The following is a 17,099-nucleotide window of genomic DNA, read 5'->3' as shown; positions in this document are numbered from 1 at the left end:
CGCCCCCAATGAGCACGCCCCGCATTACCGACAGCCACTGCCATCTGGACTTCCCGGATTTCGAAGGTCGTCTGGATGAAGTGATTTCCAATGCTGCTGATGCTGGCGTGGCCCGCATGGTTACAATTTGCACCAAGATGGCCAATCTTGCGCAGGTTCAGGCGATTGCAGACGCGCACGCCCCTGTTTTCTTCGCCGCGGCCACTCACCCGATGAGCGTCGCATCCGAACCCATGGTTTCCGTCGAGGAACTTGTTGCTTTGGCAGAGCATCCCAAATTCGTTGGGATTGGCGAAACTGGGCTTGATTATCACTACACGGCCGAAAGCCGTGACGTGCAGATTGAAAGCCTGCTGATCCATATCGAAGCGGCACGGCAAACTGGCCTGCCCCTCATCATCCATTCGCGTGATGCAGATGATGACATGGCGCGCATATTGACGGATGAGCACGGTAAAGGTGCGTTTAGCTGTGTCATGCATTGCTTCAGTTCTGGTCCTGAGTTGGCCAAGGCAGCGCTGGATTTGGGGTTCTACCTGTCCATGTCCGGCATTGCGACCTTCCCGCGCAGCCAAGAGGTACGCGACATTTTCGCCGCCGCGCCTGTGGATCGCATTCTTGTAGAAACTGACGCGCCGTATCTTGCCCCGCCGCCCTATCGCGGCAAGCGTAACGAGCCGGGCTATACTGTACACACCGCCAAAGTTGGAGCTGAGTTATACAATCTGTCCTATGAAGACTTCGCGGCCCAGACCGAAGAGAATTTCGAGCGGCTGTTTTCCAAAGCCGCCGCTTATGAGGGCACTGCATGACAGATTTGGCGCCCGGCACCCACTTCACCATCCTTGGATGTGGCTCGTCCGGAGGCGTGCCGCGTTTGGGTGGCAACTGGGGGGATTGTGACCCCACGAACCCAAAGAACCGTCGCACGCGCTGTTCGGCATTGGTCACCCGTGTGGCGGAAGATGGCGGCATCACCCGTGTGCTGATCGACACATCGCCAGACATGCGCAGCCAGCTTTTGGCTGCAGGCGTCGGCACGCTGGACGCGGTGGTCTATACCCACAGCCACGCTGATCATATGCATGGTATCGATGACCTGCGGATGATCGTTTACAACATGCGCAAACGCGTCCCTGTCTGGGCCGACAGCCCCACACAGACCGCGCTGATGTCGCGCTTTGGCTATGCGTTTGTACAGCCCGAAGGCTCGAACTACCCGCCCATTTTGGATTTGCATTCGATCGACGGGGATGTCGTCATCGAAGGCGATGGCGGCACAATCCGCCTTACCCCGTTCGAGGTGCGCCATGGCGGCATGGATGCGTTGGGGTTCCGTATCGGGGATCTGGCCTATCTGCCGGATGTCAGTGACATCCCGGAAGATGTCACGCATATATTGCAAGGGCTTGAGACCTTCGTGATCGATGCCTTGCGGCGCACGCCCCACCCGACCCATTTCAGCCTGGACGACGCGCTGCACTGGATCCAGCGCACAGGCACAAAACGCGGGGTGCTGACCAATATGCATATCGATCTTGATCATGCCACGGTCGCAACAGAAACCCCGAACAATGTTGATGTCGCTTATGACGGGATGGTGCTGGCCCTTCGTCACCCATGAACGCACTAATCGACATCATCCTGCCGGTCTTTTTGGTGGTTGGGTTCGGTTTTTTGGTGCGTTGGCGCGGCGCCCTGAATGACAGCGCCATCGACGGGTTGATGAAGTTCTCGCAAACCGTGGCCATTCCCTGCCTATTATTCCTCGCCATCGCACGGCTGGATCTTGGGGCCGAGTTCAACTTCCCGCTGTTGCTCAGCTTTTATACAGGCGCCTTCATGGGGTTCCTTGTGGGACTGCTGGGCGCAAGATATCTGTTCCAACGCCCTTGGACAGATGCGGTTGCCATTGGCTTTGTTTCGCTCTTCTCAAACTCGGTGTTGTTGGGGCTGCCCATCACTGAACGCGCCTTTGGCCCCGATGCGCTGGCTGGAAACTATGCGATCATCGCGATGCATGCGCCGTTCTGCTACGCTGTTGGCATCACAGCTATGGAGATTGCGCGCGCTCAGGGCGCGGGTGCGCTTCAGACCTTGCGCCAAATTGGCCGCTCGATGTCGCGAAACGTTTTGGTTTTGGCCATCGCGGCAGGGTTTGTCGTGAACCTTACAGGCTTGCCTCTTCCCGGCGTACTCGTTGAGGCGCTGTCTCTGATAGCCCGCGCGGGTCTTCCAACCGCATTGTTTGCGCTCGGCGGCGTGTTGTTCCTGTACCGGCCCGAGGGGGACATGAAGATTGTTGCCTACCTCTGTGCGGTCTCGTTAATCCTGCATCCGGCAATCACGTGGAGTTTGGGCAGCGCGCAGGGACTAGAAACTGCAGCCTTCAGGTCCGCAGTTCTTACGGCTGCGAGCGCTCCGGGCATCAACGCATATGTCTTTGCCAGCTTCTACGGCGTTGGCAAACGCATCGCAGCCACCACTGTTTTGGTGGGCACCACCTTGTCGATCTTCACGGCCTGGGGTTGGCTTACACTTCTGGGGGCTGCGGGATAGTCGCCCCCACTTGTTACGCCAGACTTAACTTCAGTAAATTTCCGTAACATATCTATTGAGGCGAATCGTATTTCGCCCTATATTCGACCAAACGGTCAGCAATACTTCGAGCCGCCGCCTAAGCTTCTTGGCCCGCGCTCGGTCTGCCCTTGGAGGGATTAATGGAAGCTTTCATTTGCGACGCAGTACGCACACCCATCGGACGTTACGGCGGCGCTTTGTCTGGCGTGCGCGCTGACGATCTGGCCGCACTGCCAATTGCCGCTTTGAAAGAGCGGAACCCAAATGTGGACTGGGCTGCCATCGACGACGTGATCTATGGCTCGGCCAACCAAGCGGGCGAAGACAACCGTAACGTGGCGCGCATGGCCGCCCTTCTGGCCGGCCTGCCGGTCGAAGTTCCGGGCACCACGATCAACCGCCTGTGTGCATCCGGCATGGACGCCGTGGGCATGGCTGCGCGTGGGATCAAGGCAGGCGACTATGACATCTGCATCGCAGGTGGCGTCGAAAGCATGAGCCGCGCGCCCTTCGTGATGCCGAAAGCCACCAGCGCTTTCACCCGCGCCAACGCGGTGTACGATACCACTATTGGCTGGCGCTTCGTGAACCCGAAAATGGACAAATTGCACGGCACCCATTCGATGCCGCAGACAGCTGACAATGTTGCTGAAGATTACGCCGTAAGCCGCGAAGATCAGGATGCTTTTGCCGCTCGCAGTCAAGCCCGTTGGGCAGCAGCGAATGAGGCTGGAATGTTCACAGATGAGATCATTCCCGTATCCATCCCACAGCGCAAAGGCGACCCGATAATCGTCGACACGGATGAACATCCACGCCCCGGCACGTCGGCTGAAAAGCTGTCGGGTCTACGTGGCGTGAATGGTCCCGACTTAACCGTCACCGCTGGAAATGCCTCGGGTGTGAACGATGGCGCGGCCGCGATGTTGATTGCCTCGGAAGCGGCGGCAAAAGCCAACAAACTGAAGCCGATGGCCCGCGTGGTTGCCATGCAGGCCGCCGGCGTTGCCCCCCGCGTCATGGGCATCGGACCAGTTCCGGCCAGCCGCAAAGCGCTTGATAAGGCCGGACTGACCATCGACCAGATCGATGTGATAGAGTTGAACGAAGCGTTCGCAAGCCAAGGCCTTGCCACGCTGCGCGAACTTGGTGTCGCGGATGATGATCCGCGTGTGAACCCCAATGGCGGTGCGATTGCACTGGGCCACCCGCTGGGCATGTCCGGCGCACGACTTGTTTTGACAGCGGCTTATCAGCTCAAACGCACCGGCGGGCGCTATGCGCTGTGCACAATGTGCGTCGGCGTTGGCCAAGGTGTTGCTCTTATTCTGGAAAGGATCTGACCATGTATGCTCAATTGGTGAAAACCGCAGGTACTGGCGTGAAGACCCGCGAGGAAATGTCTGACGAGGAACGGAATTTTCAAGATCGCGTGGACCGCGATGAAAAGATCGAACCCAAGGATTGGATGCCGGATGACTATCGCGCCACGCTGATCCGTCAGATTGGTCAGCACGCCCATTCCGAGATCGTCGGCCAGCTGCCCGAAGGCAACTGGATCACCCGCGCGCCCACGTTGGAGCGTAAAGCGATCTTGCTGGCGAAAGTACAGGACGAGGCAGGCCATGGGCTCTACCTTTATTGTGCGGCCGAGACGCTAGGTGTCAGCCGCGATGAGCTGACCGAAGAACTTCTGTCAGGCCGCATGAAGTATTCATCGATCTTCAACTATCCTACCCTGAACTGGGCCGATATTGGCGCGGTTGGTTGGCTGGTTGATGGTGCGGCGATCATGAACCAGGTGCCACTGCAACGGACCTCATACGGCCCTTACAGCCGCGCGATGATCCGCATCTGTAAGGAAGAAAGCTTTCACCAGCGCCAAGGCTACGACATCATGATGAAGATGGCCGAGGGCACGGAAGCCCAGCGCCGCATGGCGCAGGATGCACTGAACCGGTTCTGGTATCCGTCGCTGATGATGTTTGGCCCGTCCGACAAAGACAGCGTGCATTCGGCGCAGTCGCTGGCGTGGAAAATCAAGATCGACACCAATGACGAGCTGCGTCAGCGATTTGTTGACCAGACCGTTCCGCAGGCGAAATACCTTGGCCTGACCATCCCAGACGAAAACCTGAAATGGAACGAGGAACGTGGTGCCCACGACTTCTCAGAGCCGGATTGGACCGAATTCTTCAACGTCATCAAGGGCAAAGGTCCCTGCAACGTCGAACGTATGGAAGCACGCGTGAACGCGTGGGAAGACGGCGCATGGGTGCGCGATGGTCTTCTGGCCCACGGCCGCAAAAAATCAGCCGCGCGCACAGCCGCCGAATAAGGAGAGATCACATGTCAAAAGAATGGCCCCTTTGGGAAGTCTTCATCCGCGGACAACATGGTCTAAGCCACCGTCACGTGGGCAGCCTGCACGCCCCTGACGCTGAAATGGCGATCAAGAATGCCCGCGACGTCTATACCCGCCGCAACGAAGGCGTGTCGCTATGGGTGGTCGAAGCCCAGCACATTGCCGCCTCTTCACCGGAAGAAAAAGGCCCGCTGTACGAGCCCTCGAACTCGAAGGTTTATCGTCACCCGACCTTCTTCGACATTCCTGACGAAGTGGGGCACATGTGATGGCGGATCAAAAAGCTCTTTTCGAATTCCTGCTGAGGATGGGCGACAACAGCCTGATCCTTGGCCACCGCGTCAGCGAATGGTGCGGCCTGTCGCCCGTGCTGGAAGAAGACATTGCACTAGCGAACACCGCGCTGGACCTTATCGGTCAGACGCAATTCTGGCTGGGACTTGCGGGCGAAGTTGAAGGCAAAGACCGTTCGGCTGATGATCTGGCTTTCCTGCGCGACGCTTGGGATTTCCGCAATGTGTTGTTGGTCGAATTGCCCAATGGCGATTTCGGTCAAACCCTGATGCGCCAGTTCCTTTATGACGCGTGGTCCTCGATCATGCTGGGCCGTTTGATGACCTCGTCCGACGCCCGCGTGGCCGAGATTGCGGCCAAGGCGTCCAAAGAAGTGGCCTATCACGTGGAACGCTCCGGCGACACGGTGGTCGGTCTGGGCGACGGGACCGAAGAAAGCCACAAGCGGATGCAAGCTGCGCTGGATTACCTCTGGCCCTATGTGGGCGAGATGTTTGATGGTGACGATGTCGACGCGGCTATGGTCAAGGCAGGCATTGCCCCCGACCCTGCTTCCTTGCGCGAAGAATACGACGCCTTTGTTGGCAAATTTCTGAACCAAGCGACACTGACCGTGCCCACCGACGTGTTCCACCACAAAGGCGGACGCACCGGGTATATGCACACCGAGCATCTGGGCCACCTTTTGACCAGCATGCAATGGTTGCAGCGCGCCTATCCGGGCGCGACCTGGTAAGATGGGGCAGCCGTCAGTTGATACGATCTGGGACTGGCTGGACCAGGTGCCCGACCCCGAGATCCCTGTGATCTCGTTGGTGGATCTGGGCATCATCCGGGATGTTCGGTGGGAGGGCGACATGCTGAATGTCGCTGTCACCCCCACCTATTCCGGCTGCCCCGCCACGTCGATCATCAACATCGACATCGAAACCGCGTTGCGCGACCGCGGGATCGAGAAGCTGACCCTGACACAGCAATTGTCCCCTCCATGGACCACCGACTGGCTGTCGGAAAAGGGTAAGGCGAAGCTTGAAGAATACGGCATCGCCCCGCCCTCGCCCAAAGGCGAACCAGAACGTTGCCCCAATTGCGGCGGCCATAATCTGGAACGCACCAGCCAATTCGGCTCGACCCCCTGCAAGGCGCTCTGGCGATGCCGCGACTGCCTTGAACCCTTCGACTATTTCAAGTGCATCTGACTGCATTGAGGAGACCCAAAATGGCGCGCTTCCACAGCCTTACCGTGATCGACATCCAGAAAACCATCCGCGACGCGGTGGTGGTGACATTGACCCCTGACGACCCAGAAGCCTTTGACTTCACCCAAGGCCAATACATCACTTTCCGTCGCGACTTTGACGGGCAGGAATTGCGCCGCTCCTACTCGATCTGTTCGGGTCTGGACGACGGCAAGCTGCAGGTGGGCATCAAACGTGTCGATGGCGGCGCGTTTTCCACATGGGCCAATGAAGAGCTGTCGACGGGCGCGAGCATCGAAGCCATGCCCCCTATGGGGAACTTCCACATCCCGCTCGACGCGACCACCAACCGCCACTATCTGGGCTTTGCAGGCGGGTCGGGTATCACGCCGGTTCTGTCGATCATCAAGACCACACTGGCGCGTGAACCGCAGTCGGAATTCACGCTGGTCTATGCCAACAAGGCCGTGACCACGATCATGTTCCGCGAGGAACTGGAAGACCTGAAAAACCGCTATATGGGCCGCTTCAATGTGATCCATATTCTGGAAAGCGACGCGCAAGAGATCGACCTGTTCACCGGGTTGGTGGACGAAGCGAAATGCGCCGCGCTCTTTAAGAACTGGATCGACATCAAATCCGTCGACACCGCCTTCATCTGTGGTCCCGAACCGATGATGCTGGGCATCGCTAAGGCGCTGCGTGATCACGGGTTGGACGACGCACAGATCAAGTTCGAACTATTCGTATCTTCGCAACCGGGACGCGCTGCCAAGAAAGCCGCCAGCAAGTCAGCAGTCAGCGGTGACGGCATCGAGGCCGTGATCTCGATGGACGGGGCCAGCCGCACCATTACCATGGACGCCGAGACCTCGATACTGGACGCGGCATTGGCCAACGACATGGACGCGCCGTATGCCTGTAAGGCCGGTGTCTGCTCGACCTGCCGCTGCAAGATTCTGGAAGGCGACGTGGATATGATCACCAACCACGCGCTCGAAGATTACGAGGTCGAGAAAGGCTATGTCCTGTCCTGCCAATCCTATGCCCGCTCGGGCAAAGTCGTCGTCGATTTCGACCAATAAGGAGACCCCTATGTCTGATATGAGCATCACCGAATATCTGGCTCAGGGCGGTGTCCTGACCAACCCCGAAAACGTCCCCGCGCGCTACCGCGCCGAGCTGATGCGCCTAATGGCCACCTTTGTGGACAGCGCGCTGGCTGGGGCTGCGGGCTTTGCCGACATCATCAATGACGGCCCGGGCATCAAAGAACGCATCGCCGCCGCGAAGATCGTGTTGGAAAAGACCGACAATGCCGACAAGGTGTTGACGATCATGGGCGATTTTGGTGCCAACACCGCACGTTACGCCAACCACCATCCGTGGACCGATCGTCTGGAACGTGACGCAGATATTGGAACCACGCGCACCGACACTGACATGCGCCTGTCGGTCTTCAACTATCCGATGCGGGGCTGGTCCGACGCCGTGGTCATGAACCTGCTGATGGGTTTGGCCGTGGGTGTGCAGATGAGCGAGTTTAAACGTGTGTCTTATGCACCTTTGGCCGAAGCCTTCCGCGCCGTTGGCCCTGTTGAAGCCCGCCACGCCGAACTGGCCGCTGAGGGCATTGAACGGTTGATCGAGACCGGCACAGACAAAGCCGACCTGCAAGCCAGCGTCGACTATTGGTGGCCCCGCGTGGCTGCGAGCTTCGGCAAAGATGTGTCGACCCGCGCCAGCCAGCTTCAAGCCTTCGGCCTGCGCCACTCCACCAACGCGGAACTGCGCGAGGAATGGGAAGCAGCTGCCGCCACCACTTTGAACAAATTGGGCCTTAGCGCGCCTTAAGCGCCGCCCAACGATTTTGCGAACAGAGGACTAAGTATGACCCTGATGAAAGTCTCCAGCTTCGCGGCTGGTCAATGGATTGCACCGGGCGCAAATGCCCGCCCCATCGCCTCGGCCATCACTGGCGCGCAGATCGCAGAAGCGGGTGGCGCAGATCTGGATATGCAGGCGATGATCGATTATGCGCGCGATGTGGGCGGCCCAGCCCTGCGCGAGATGGGTTTTCATGACCGCGCCAAGATGCTGAAAGCGCTGGCGATGCATCTGGGCAACCACAAGCAAGAACTCTACGACCTCAGCTTCGACACGGGCGCCACGCAATCGGACCATATGATCGACATCGACGGCGGTGTCGGCACCGTATTCGTCTTCGCCTCCAAAGGCCGCCGCGAGATGCCAGATGGCAAGATCTATATCGATGGCGAGCTTGAGCAGCTATCGCGCCACGGAACCTTCATGGGCATGCATATCGCAACGCCCCTGCAAGGTGTGGCCGTACATATCAACGCCTTCAACTTCCCAGTTTGGGGCATGTTGGAGAAGCTGGCCCCAACGCTGCTGGCAGGTGTCCCTGCCATCGTGAAACCCGCCACGGCAACGTCCTACGTGACTGAAGCCGCCGTGCGCATCATGCTGGACAGCGGCATCCTGCCCGAGGGCGCGTTGCAGTTGATCTCGGGCGGCACGGGCGACCTTCTAGACCGTCTTGGTCCGCAGGATATCGTCAGCTTCACCGGATCCGCGCAGACCGCGTCGATGCTGCGATCAAACCCGAACATCCTGAAAAATTCGGTCCGTTTTGTGGCTGAACAGGACAGTTTGAACGCCTCCATACTGGGCCCGGACGTCACGCCTGAAACCCCCGAATTTGATCTCTTTATCAAAGAGGTGCACCGCGAGATGACCACGAAGGCCGGTCAGAAATGTACCGCCATTCGCCGCATCATCGCACCCGAAGCACAGGTTCAAAATGTGATCGAGGCACTCTCGGCCCGTCTGGACAAAACCGTAATCGGTGACCCGCGTGCTGAAGGCGTGCGCATGGGGGCGCTGGTGTCCGCAGGCCAGAAAACAGACGTGTTACAGAAAGCCGCCGCCATCGGATCGGAAAGCAATTTGGTCTATGGCAACCCGGATGATATCGATTTCGAAGGCGACGTTGATCCGGGCGCGTTTGTAAAGCCGATGCTGTTTCACTGCGAAACCCCAGACACCGCCACCATCGTGCATGAATGCGAGGCGTTCGGCCCCGTGTCGACCATCATGGGATACCGCGACATTGCCCACGCCATTGAATTGGCAAACAAGGGTGAAGGCTCTCTGGTAGCCTCGGTCATCACGGGTTCGGGCGACGTCGCACGCGAAGTTGCCATGGGTGCCGGTGCCTTCCACGGGCGTCTTTATTTCAACAACGCCACCTCAATGAAGGAATCGACCGGTCACGGATCGCCCCTGCCCCACATGGTGCATGGCGGCCCGGGTCGTGCTGGCGGTGGTGAGGAAATGGGCGGCGTGCGTGGCGTGCTGCACTATATGCAGCGTACCGCCATTCAGGGCAGCCCTGACATTCTGACCTCGATCGGTGGGCGCTGGGTGCCGGGTGCTGCCGAGATCAAAGGCCCTGCCCACCCGTTCACACGCAAGTTTGGCGAGCTTTCGATCGGCGAGACGCTGCACACCAAATCGCGCGAGATCACGCTGGACGATATCGAGCATTTCGCCACTTTCACCGGCGACACGTTCTATGCGCATATGGACAGCGAAGCGGCCAAGCGAAACCCGTTCTTCCCAGATCGTGTGGCGCATGGCTATCTGCTGCTGTCCTTCGCCGCAGGCCTTTTCGTCGAGCCCAACGAAGGCCCCGTTCTGGCCAACACAGGCCTTGATAACCTACGCTTCATGAAACCAGTCGAGGCTGGCGACAGTATGAAAGTCCGCTTGACCGTGAAGGCCAAAACGCGCCGCACAGACGAGTATGGCGAGGTACGCTGGCACGTAACACTGACCAATCAGGATGACGAGCTTGTGGCGGAATACGAACTGCTGACCATGAACGCCTATTGAGGACATGATGGCTCAAACCGACCCGCTTCAAGACATTCTGGCGCATCTGCGCGACAGCAGTGATTTGCGCGTGTGGTCGGTGATCATCACCTTGATGGGGGACCTGACCGTGATGGGCGCGCCTGAAGCCAAAGCCTCGGGCGTTTCCGGTCAGGCATTGGGGCAAATTCTGTCATCCCTTGGCATCCGTCCCGAAGCCACGCGTGTGGCACTTCACCGTCTGCGCAAAGACGGATGGATTGAAAGCACCCGTTATGGCCGGCAATCGGTCTACCACCTTTCACAGGATGGGCGCGCGCAAACGCAGGCGGTTGCGGACCGCGTCTATGGGCCTGCGCGCCCTGCACCGACCCAATGGCATTTGATCGCACTTGCACCTCAGGTCAACGACGATAGCAGTTTTGATGCATTGATGGCCAAAGGCTTCCACGAGCTGACGCCGGGCGTCTTTCTGGGCGCAGGCGCCCCGCCGACTCTGCCTGATGCCCTTTCATTTTCCGACACCGATATTGCGCTGCCTGATTGGGTGAGGCAGCACTTGGCGCCGCAGAAATTGCGAGATGACATCAAGCTGTTGCAAACTGCGATCTCGCGGCTTTCAGGTGAAGAACTGACAGGTCTTACAACGTTAGACCGCAACGCCTTACGCCTTGTATTGCTGCATGAATGGCGTCGGATTGCCCTGCGCATGCCTGAACTGCCGGTCGAGGCAATCTGCCCTGATCTTCAAGTCCGTGACGATGTTCACAAGGTCTTGGACGCTCTTGGACCTCTTCAGATCGAGCCTGTGTTGGCTTAAGCTCCAGCCGGAGCGCGCCCACAAAAAAAGGCCCCACGCAATTGCGCAGGGCCGATCATTCTTTGTTGCCGGGATCAAGCTTCTTCGAGAAGACCCTTTTCCGAAGCGAGTTCCTGCATGCGCTTTTGCAGCTTTTCAAATGCACGAACCTCGATCTGACGGATGCGTTCACGGCTGACGTCATAGACGCCCGACAGATCCTCAAGCGTCACAGGTTTGTCCTGCAAACGGCGTTGGGTCAGAATATCCTTTTCGCGGTCATTCAGAACCTCCATAGCCTGCGCCAGAAGCTCGCGACGAACATTCAGCTCGTCGGTTTCAGCGTAATCTCCAGCCTGATCAGCATCTTCATCTTCCAGCCAATCCTGCCATTGCATTGCACCTTCACCATCGGCAGAAACCGTGGCGTTCAGCGACGCATCCCCGCCCGACATACGGCGGTTCATGGAAATCACTTCCTCTTCGGTCACGTTCAGATCCTGAGCGATCCTTTGAACGTTTTCCGGGCGTAGGTCGCCATCTTCAAGCGCACCGATGCGTGCTTTCGCCTTACGCAGGTTGAAGAAAAGCTTCTTCTGCGCCGAGGTCGTTCCAAGCTTCACCAGCGACCAAGACCGCAGGATGTATTCCTGGATCGAGGCACGGATCCACCACATCGCATAGGTCGCCAGACGGAACCCTTTTTCCGGGTCAAACCGTTTTACGGCCTGCATCAAGCCAACATTGGCTTCGGAAATGACTTCCGCCTGCGGAAGGCCATAGCCGCGATAACCCATAGCGATCTTGGCCGCCAAACGTAGATGCGAGTTCACCATCTGGTGCGCCGCATCACGGTCTTGGTGGTCGGCCCAGCGTTTGGCCAGCATGTATTCCTCTTCCGGCTCAAGCATCGGAAACTTCCGGATGTCCTGAAGATAGCGGTTCAAACCGCCTTCTGGCGTCGGGGCCGGTAAATTTTTGTAGTTGCTCATAGTGGCAAACTTCTCCTGTCCTGTCCCCTCATGTTTAAGGGCTTAACATCGAGATAAGCGCTAACATGGCGAATTCAAGAGGGGTGTCGCCGAAAAATGTGAACAAGATATGAACCTCTGCTTCGGCGATGTGAAGCCCATGTCATGAAACCTCACGCGCTCGTGCAAAAAGTTGCACATTACAACAATGGGGCCATCATCCCGACAGAATTGATCAACACGCGACGAGTCACCGACCAGCTTTCCACTTTCTCGCGATCGACGGACAAAGACGCATTCAGGAAAACCTCTTGCTTTGCCACCAGCTCGCCAACTGTCGCGCGATCGACCAGCATCATACTGTTTTCATAGTTCAGATCGAAACTGCGCCGATCCAGATTGGCTGATCCCAACATCGCCGCCTGCCCGTCCACAGTCATCAGCTTTGCGTGCAGCAGACCGGGCTGGAACTCGTGAATTTCAACCCCTGCCTTTAAAAGCGCGCGGTAGAAACTGCGCGATGCAAATCCAACGATGTGGCTATCATTATTGGCGGGCACATTCAGGCGCACGCGCACGCCACGCACGGCGGTGGCGCAAATTTGCTGCTGCAGGGCCTCGGACGGGACGTAGTAGGGCGTGGTGATCACCACATCATGTTGCGCGCTGGCAAGAAGCATTTGCGCCATGTCTGGCACACCCTGCACGTCAATATTCGGCCCCGTTCCCGCAACAACCGCAGGAAATCCTTCGACAGCAACCGGTGCTTCGCGCCGCAGTATATCCGAGATGTCATTGCCCCCATTCACCATCCAGTCCGAGACAAACAAGCGTTGCGACTGCCATGCCACGGGTCCGGTGATCCGCATCATCATATCCACCCAAGGTGCGAACTTCTTCTTGATAATAAATGCCGCATCCGCGCAATTCTGGCTGCCGACATAGGTGGTGTCATGATCAATGACGATAATCTTGCGGTGGTTGCGAATATCCAGCCTGCGAAAGAACGCCGCCAAAGGGGCAAAGCGGAATGCAAAGGCCGTGACCGTTTCAACGCCGGCCTCTTTCATTTGCTTCCAAAGGGGGCTCGCCAACAGCTTACGTGAGCCAAGCCCATCCACAATCACCCGGCATGTAACCCCGCGCTGCGCAGCCCGCATAAGTGCCTCGGCAACCCGCGTTCCGTTCCCATCCGTAAGCCAGATATAGAAAAGCAGATGGACATGTTCCTTGGCTGCATCGATATCCTCGACCAGCCAATCCATGCTTTCATTGCTGTCAATTGTGACCTCGGCCCGATTACCCGACACTGGCTGGAACCCGTTGACCGAGGCCGCGCGGGCAAAGGCCTGACGATACAGCAGTGGAAGCTCGGGACGTGACCATGTTCCTGTCGGGCGTTTGGGCAATTCGCGCCGCAGATCCTTGAGCTTTCGGTCAGACCGGCGGTCTGCGCTGGTATCCCCCAAAAAGAAATAGGCAATCACGCCAACAAGCGGCAGCGATAGGATCACCACAACCCAAGCCAAACGGGACGCCGCCGACCGATGTTCTCGCGTAACCGCGCGGGCAACAGTGGCAATGTCTATGAGGATCAGGAAGACCGCCCATATCCCACCCCAAGAGGCCCAGGAAAGCTCTGTCATGGGCAGAATGCCTCACGCTCGTCGCGCGCAGGTTCAGCCCGCACGCAGGGTTTCAATCAACCCCAGCATATCCTTTGGGATCGGTGCTTCAAAGCTGAGTTTTTCACCCGTCACCGGATGCGCAAACCCAAGCGTCGCTGCATGGAGCGCCTGTCGGGGGAAAGCGCGCGCAGCACTGACCGCGTCTTCGCCGATCACTTTCACATTCAACTTCCGACGACCGCCATAGGTGGGGTCGCCGATCAATCCATGACCGACATGGGCCATATGCACGCGAATTTGGTGGGTGCGCCCGGTTTCAAGCCAGCATTCAATCAATGCGGCCTGTGCAGGGCTGCCAAAGCTTTCCAGAATACGTGCTCGGGTCACAGCATGACGTCCGCCCGAAAACAGAACCGCCTGTTTTTGCCGATCCGTCTTGTGGCGCGCCAGTTGCGTAGTGACCTTCAGGATGTTGCCGCGTTCGAAACTTGCCCCCTTGATTCCGCCCAGACGTGGATCAGCCTGATCCGGCGCACCATAGGTAACGGCCAAATAGTGGCGTTCGGCGCTGTGGGCCTCGAATTGTTTGGCAAGCCCGTGATGGGCCGCATCCGACTTGGCGACCACCAGAAGGCCGGATGTATCTTTGTCAATCCGGTGCACAATGCCGGGGCGTTTTTCACCGCCAACACCAGACAGTTCACCACCAAAGTGATGCAACAGCGCATTGACCAACGTCCCGGTGGGTGTTCCCGGTGCAGGATGCACCACCATGCCAGCGGGCTTGTTCACCACAATCAGGTCGTCATCTTCATAAACAATGTCGAGGGGGATATCTTCCGGACCGATATGGCTTTCGGCAGCTTCGGGTACGCGAACATCCAGCGTGTCCCCTTCTGCAAGCTTTGCGCGCGGGTCATCCATCACCTTTCCGTCCATCGTAACTGCCCCATCGGCAATCAGTTTCGCCAAACGAGACCGAGAAAGGTTGGCTTCCTCTGGCACATCGCGCGCAATCGCCTTATCAAGACGCTTGGGCGGGTTCTCGGCAATGACAACCCGGACAATCCGGTGCGAGGTCGACATGGATAAAACTCCTGAACAGGAACTGGACGCAGCCTTGGAAGACAGCGCGGGCCTTGGCACCGTGCGCTACCTGAAAACGCTTGTCACGGCAATGACCGTCACGACGATCCTTGGGCTAATAGTCCTGATCACCGTGGTCGTTATGAAGTTTTCACAAGCCACGCCATCCCAAAGTGCCCTGCCCCTGCCCGACCAAATCACACTGCCTGAAGGTGTATCGGCCGACGCAGTGACCATGGGCCAAGGCTGGATCGCCGTGGTGTCAGGCGATGAGATCCTGATCTTCAACAGCGCGGACGGATCGCTGCGGAAGCGGGTTTCGATCCGCTGAAATCATTCATCTTTTCAATGATGGTGATGGTACCGACACCCCGGCTCGAACGGGGGACCTCTTGATCCACAATCAAGCGCTCTAACCTACTGAGCTATGTCGGCACGCCGGATGCATTTACCCCCCCACGCGGGGCTTTGCAAGAGGTCGCGGGTTGAAAAATGCACGAAAGCGCACTAACCCGATCAAGAGTTTTTCAGGAGGCCAGACATGGGCATCAACGACGAAAGTGACATCGACGCAAACCTGCAGATCGGACCAACCTCAGTGGGAATGGTGCGCCTGTATGTAGAAGGTGGCGGCGTAGAACTTCCGATGGATTTCGAACCTGAAGAAGCGGAAGAGATTGCCGAGGAACTTAAGGCCGCTGCGGCGCAGGCACGATCCATGGCAGGAAAACCCGGAAAAAAGGGCTGACGCTTAGGTGTGGACGTCGCCCGGTCCGATCAATTCGAATCCTGTGATCTCGAATTCGTAAAGCCCTGTGCCGTCGGGCTTTTGGGCGCGGGCAATAAGCTTTCCGTCTTTGTGAAATACGGCATGTGCGGTGTGGAGCGCGCGATAGCACCAATCCCCATCTGGGTAGTAGTACTTGATCATCATCTCTCTATCCTCCTGATCCATCTATGAACGCGGCAACGCCGGGATCACGAAACCCGTGCAACCGGCGCGCGGCATGGGTCGCAAATTTCTGCACCATCACTTTGCGCCGCGCCGGAGCCAGCTTGTCTTCCGGGCCCATGCGCATGATTTCCGCGTCATAGCTGTCTGCAATCATCAGCCCAGAGCCTTCAGGCAAAAGCTCGGTCGGGAAACTTGCATCTACCGCCCAGAAATAACGGTCGCACCATTCCAGATAGCCCTGCCATTTGTTGTCCGACGTGAAATCCGCACGCGATGATTTGCATTCGATCACCCAAATCTCACCCTTTGGGCCAAGCGCCATCACATCGACGCGCAGGCCCCGCGCGGGCACCAGCTCCTCCACCGTGACAAATCCATGGCTCAGCATATGGCGGCAAACGCCTCGCGCCAGAAGCTGGCCGGGCATAAGGGATGGGGCTGTTGTATTCATAGACCTAACATGAACAATTCATGAACAAATTGTCAATGACGCGCGCACATCATCACATGTCTTCCCTTGCAACCGCGCGCCCCGCCGCCTATCTAAGCCAAGGCGGCTTCTGCCCTTCGCGTCACATGCGGGTAAAATTCCGGTGGCCTTAAGCAATTCCGAGGGAGCTGGCTCTGTTTGGACCGTGGTCCACTTACCCGGCGCCCACCTGTATATACAGGTCCTCGGGAATTCAGACCCCGACGGTTGCGGTGGGGCCGCCACTTCATCCCACCTTACGCAGTTCTGCTTAAAAGAACGTTCAGTCGATCTTTTGCAGCAGCTTGTGGCGCACATCTTCCGGGACGAATTTGCTAACGTCCCCGCCCAACTTGGCGATTTCCTTTACCAGCTTTGATGCAATCGCCTGATAGCGTGCCTCGGCCATCAAGAACACCGTTTCGACGCTGTCATCCATCGCGCGATTCATGCCAACCATTTGATATTCATATTCGAAATCCGTGACGGCGCGCAGACCACGAATAATGATTTGCGCACCGACGTCATGGGCGCAGTCAATCAAAAGGTTTTGAAAGGGATGGGCAACAATCTCGGTCCCGGTTTCGGCGGACAGTTTGGCGCACTCTGCTTCGACCATCGCTACACGCTCTTCCAGCGTAAACAAAGGACCCTTCCCGGTGTTGATCGCCACGCCAATCACCAGACGGTCCACCAGCGCACAGGCCCGACGAATGATGTCAGTATGCCCCAAAGTGATCGGGTCAAAAGTTCCGGGATACAATCCGATGCGCATGATTTGGTCTCCTTGCAGTGGGCGCACGCAACATTATGGCACGCCCAAATGCAAGCTTTTTCCGCAGTGCAGCGTATTCTT

Annotated in this window: 20 protein-coding genes and 1 tRNA gene; 14 read left to right on the top strand and 7 right to left on the bottom strand. The window is 57.9% G+C overall.

Features of this window, described 5'->3' with window-relative positions; translation table 11 throughout:
- The first annotated feature begins 8 nt into the window (after nt 1–8).
- The 12 genes from MWU55_RS12230 (at nt 9) to MWU55_RS12175 (ending at nt 11,155) form a co-directional block, all read left to right on the top strand.
- Nucleotides 9–812 carry a TatD family hydrolase gene (locus MWU55_RS12230; RefSeq protein WP_246936452.1) on the top strand — a complete coding sequence of 268 codons (804 nt, stop codon included), beginning with the start codon at nt 9–11 and terminating at the stop codon, nt 810–812.
- Nucleotides 809–1,624: an MBL fold metallo-hydrolase gene (locus MWU55_RS12225; protein ID WP_246936451.1), complete on the top strand. Its 816-nt coding sequence runs from the start codon at nt 809–811 to the stop codon at nt 1,622–1,624. The genes MWU55_RS12230 and MWU55_RS12225 overlap by 4 nt, the downstream gene beginning before the upstream one ends.
- Nucleotides 1,621–2,559, top strand: coding sequence for an AEC family transporter (locus MWU55_RS12220; protein ID WP_246936450.1), 939 nt, complete (start codon nt 1,621–1,623; stop codon nt 2,557–2,559). The genes MWU55_RS12225 and MWU55_RS12220 overlap by 4 nt, the downstream gene beginning before the upstream one ends.
- 161 nt (nt 2,560–2,720) lie before the next feature.
- On the top strand, nt 2,721–3,923 hold the full coding sequence (gene pcaF, locus MWU55_RS12215; RefSeq protein ID WP_246936449.1) for a 3-oxoadipyl-CoA thiolase: 1,203 nt from the start codon (nt 2,721–2,723) through the stop codon (nt 3,921–3,923).
- A 2-nt stretch (nt 3,924–3,925) separates the two neighbouring features.
- Nucleotides 3,926–4,918 carry a 1,2-phenylacetyl-CoA epoxidase subunit PaaA gene (paaA, locus tag MWU55_RS12210; RefSeq protein ID WP_246936448.1) on the top strand — a complete coding sequence of 331 codons (993 nt, stop codon included), beginning with the start codon at nt 3,926–3,928 and terminating at the stop codon, nt 4,916–4,918.
- Nucleotides 4,919–4,929: 11 nt separating this feature from the next.
- Entirely contained in the window at nt 4,930–5,214 is a 285-nt protein-coding gene (gene paaB, locus MWU55_RS12205; RefSeq protein ID WP_142852462.1) for a 1,2-phenylacetyl-CoA epoxidase subunit PaaB, read from the top strand.
- Nucleotides 5,214–5,975 carry a 1,2-phenylacetyl-CoA epoxidase subunit PaaC gene (gene paaC, locus MWU55_RS12200; RefSeq protein WP_246936447.1) on the top strand — a complete coding sequence of 254 codons (762 nt, stop codon included), beginning with the start codon at nt 5,214–5,216 and terminating at the stop codon, nt 5,973–5,975. The genes paaB and paaC overlap by 1 nt, the downstream gene beginning before the upstream one ends.
- Before the next feature lies 1 nt (nt 5,976).
- Entirely contained in the window at nt 5,977–6,438 is a 462-nt protein-coding gene (gene paaD / locus MWU55_RS12195) for a 1,2-phenylacetyl-CoA epoxidase subunit PaaD (protein ID WP_246936446.1), read from the top strand.
- A 20-nt stretch (nt 6,439–6,458) separates the two neighbouring features.
- Nucleotides 6,459–7,523 carry a 2Fe-2S iron-sulfur cluster-binding protein gene (locus MWU55_RS12190; RefSeq protein ID WP_246936445.1) on the top strand — a complete coding sequence of 355 codons (1,065 nt, stop codon included), beginning with the start codon at nt 6,459–6,461 and terminating at the stop codon, nt 7,521–7,523.
- Between the two features lie 10 nt (nt 7,524–7,533).
- Nucleotides 7,534–8,292 (top strand): Phenylacetic acid catabolic protein, encoded by a 759-nt coding sequence (locus tag MWU55_RS12185; protein WP_246936444.1) that lies wholly within the window; start codon nt 7,534–7,536, stop codon nt 8,290–8,292.
- 36 nt (nt 8,293–8,328) lie between these two features.
- A complete protein-coding gene (gene paaZ / locus MWU55_RS12180) occupies nt 8,329–10,356 on the top strand; it encodes a phenylacetic acid degradation bifunctional protein PaaZ (protein ID WP_246936443.1) in 2,028 nt (675 codons plus the stop codon).
- 4 nt (nt 10,357–10,360) lie between these two features.
- Entirely contained in the window at nt 10,361–11,155 is a 795-nt protein-coding gene (locus MWU55_RS12175) for a PaaX family transcriptional regulator (protein ID WP_246936442.1), read from the top strand.
- A gap of 74 nt (nt 11,156–11,229) precedes the next feature.
- Here the strand turns inward: MWU55_RS12175 and rpoH are convergent, their stop codons facing one another.
- The 3 genes from rpoH to MWU55_RS12160 form a co-directional block, all read right to left on the bottom strand.
- Nucleotides 11,230–12,126, bottom strand: a complete 897-nt coding sequence (gene rpoH, locus MWU55_RS12170) for an RNA polymerase sigma factor RpoH (protein ID WP_246936441.1) — start codon at nt 12,124–12,126, stop codon at nt 11,230–11,232.
- A gap of 179 nt (nt 12,127–12,305) precedes the next feature.
- Nucleotides 12,306–13,751: a cardiolipin synthase gene (gene cls / locus MWU55_RS12165; protein WP_246936440.1), complete on the bottom strand. Its 1,446-nt coding sequence runs from the start codon at nt 13,749–13,751 to the stop codon at nt 12,306–12,308.
- A 33-nt stretch (nt 13,752–13,784) separates the two neighbouring features.
- On the bottom strand, nt 13,785–14,819 hold the full coding sequence (locus tag MWU55_RS12160) for an RluA family pseudouridine synthase (protein WP_246936439.1): 1,035 nt from the start codon (nt 14,817–14,819) through the stop codon (nt 13,785–13,787).
- Between MWU55_RS12160 and MWU55_RS12155 the strand changes: the two genes are divergently transcribed.
- Nucleotides 14,818–15,150 carry a DUF6476 family protein gene (locus MWU55_RS12155; protein ID WP_246936438.1) on the top strand — a complete coding sequence of 111 codons (333 nt, stop codon included), beginning with the start codon at nt 14,818–14,820 and terminating at the stop codon, nt 15,148–15,150. The genes MWU55_RS12160 and MWU55_RS12155 overlap by 2 nt on opposite strands.
- 27 nt (nt 15,151–15,177) lie before the next feature.
- On the opposite strand, the gene MWU55_RS12150 is transcribed toward MWU55_RS12155, so the two are convergent.
- Nucleotides 15,178–15,254 (bottom strand) — tRNA-His (locus tag MWU55_RS12150).
- Nucleotides 15,255–15,360: 106 nt separating this feature from the next.
- On the opposite strand from MWU55_RS12150, the gene MWU55_RS12145 reads away from it, so the two are divergent.
- Nucleotides 15,361–15,567 (top strand): DUF6324 family protein, encoded by a 207-nt coding sequence (locus MWU55_RS12145; protein ID WP_246936437.1) that lies wholly within the window; start codon nt 15,361–15,363, stop codon nt 15,565–15,567.
- A 3-nt stretch (nt 15,568–15,570) separates the two neighbouring features.
- On the opposite strand, the gene MWU55_RS12140 is transcribed toward MWU55_RS12145, so the two are convergent.
- From MWU55_RS12140 to coaD, 3 genes are all read right to left on the bottom strand, one after another.
- Nucleotides 15,571–15,753: a hypothetical protein gene (locus MWU55_RS12140; RefSeq protein ID WP_246936436.1), complete on the bottom strand. Its 183-nt coding sequence runs from the start codon at nt 15,751–15,753 to the stop codon at nt 15,571–15,573.
- A 4-nt stretch (nt 15,754–15,757) separates the two neighbouring features.
- Nucleotides 15,758–16,225 carry an MmcB family DNA repair protein gene (locus MWU55_RS12135; protein ID WP_246936435.1) on the bottom strand — a complete coding sequence of 156 codons (468 nt, stop codon included), beginning with the start codon at nt 16,223–16,225 and terminating at the stop codon, nt 15,758–15,760.
- 301 nt (nt 16,226–16,526) lie between these two features.
- Nucleotides 16,527–17,018, bottom strand: coding sequence for a pantetheine-phosphate adenylyltransferase (coaD, locus tag MWU55_RS12130; protein ID WP_246936434.1), 492 nt, complete (start codon nt 17,016–17,018; stop codon nt 16,527–16,529).
- Nucleotides 17,019–17,099: the final 81 nt, after the last annotated feature.

Source organism: Aliiroseovarius sp. F20344, assembly GCF_023016155.1.
Classification (GTDB): Bacteria; Pseudomonadota; Alphaproteobacteria; order Rhodobacterales; family Rhodobacteraceae; genus Aliiroseovarius.
This window is presented reverse-complemented; position numbering and strand designations above follow the sequence as displayed.

Coding starts and splice junctions, on each gene's coding strand:
- MWU55_RS12230 (WP_246936452.1), top strand. CDS start 9: ATGAGCACGCCCCGCATTACCGACAGCCACTGCCATCTGGACTTCCCG.
- MWU55_RS12225 (WP_246936451.1), top strand. CDS start 809: ATGACAGATTTGGCGCCCGGCACCCACTTCACCATCCTTGGATGTGGC.
- MWU55_RS12220 (WP_246936450.1), top strand. CDS start 1,621: ATGAACGCACTAATCGACATCATCCTGCCGGTCTTTTTGGTGGTTGGG.
- pcaF (WP_246936449.1), top strand. CDS start 2,721: ATGGAAGCTTTCATTTGCGACGCAGTACGCACACCCATCGGACGTTAC.
- paaA (WP_246936448.1), top strand. CDS start 3,926: ATGTATGCTCAATTGGTGAAAACCGCAGGTACTGGCGTGAAGACCCGC.
- paaB (WP_142852462.1), top strand. CDS start 4,930: ATGTCAAAAGAATGGCCCCTTTGGGAAGTCTTCATCCGCGGACAACAT.
- paaC (WP_246936447.1), top strand. CDS start 5,214: ATGGCGGATCAAAAAGCTCTTTTCGAATTCCTGCTGAGGATGGGCGAC.
- paaD (WP_246936446.1), top strand. CDS start 5,977: ATGGGGCAGCCGTCAGTTGATACGATCTGGGACTGGCTGGACCAGGTG.
- MWU55_RS12190 (WP_246936445.1), top strand. CDS start 6,459: ATGGCGCGCTTCCACAGCCTTACCGTGATCGACATCCAGAAAACCATC.
- MWU55_RS12185 (WP_246936444.1), top strand. CDS start 7,534: ATGTCTGATATGAGCATCACCGAATATCTGGCTCAGGGCGGTGTCCTG.
- paaZ (WP_246936443.1), top strand. CDS start 8,329: ATGACCCTGATGAAAGTCTCCAGCTTCGCGGCTGGTCAATGGATTGCA.
- MWU55_RS12175 (WP_246936442.1), top strand. CDS start 10,361: ATGATGGCTCAAACCGACCCGCTTCAAGACATTCTGGCGCATCTGCGC.
- rpoH (WP_246936441.1), bottom strand. CDS start 12,126: ATGAGCAACTACAAAAATTTACCGGCCCCGACGCCAGAAGGCGGTTTG.
- cls (WP_246936440.1), bottom strand. CDS start 13,751: ATGACAGAGCTTTCCTGGGCCTCTTGGGGTGGGATATGGGCGGTCTTC.
- MWU55_RS12155 (WP_246936438.1), top strand. CDS start 14,818: ATGGATAAAACTCCTGAACAGGAACTGGACGCAGCCTTGGAAGACAGC.
- MWU55_RS12160 (WP_246936439.1), bottom strand. CDS start 14,819: ATGTCGACCTCGCACCGGATTGTCCGGGTTGTCATTGCCGAGAACCCG.
- MWU55_RS12145 (WP_246936437.1), top strand. CDS start 15,361: ATGGGCATCAACGACGAAAGTGACATCGACGCAAACCTGCAGATCGGA.
- MWU55_RS12140 (WP_246936436.1), bottom strand. CDS start 15,753: ATGATGATCAAGTACTACTACCCAGATGGGGATTGGTGCTATCGCGCG.
- MWU55_RS12135 (WP_246936435.1), bottom strand. CDS start 16,225: ATGAATACAACAGCCCCATCCCTTATGCCCGGCCAGCTTCTGGCGCGA.
- coaD (WP_246936434.1), bottom strand. CDS start 17,018: ATGCGCATCGGATTGTATCCCGGAACTTTTGACCCGATCACTTTGGGG.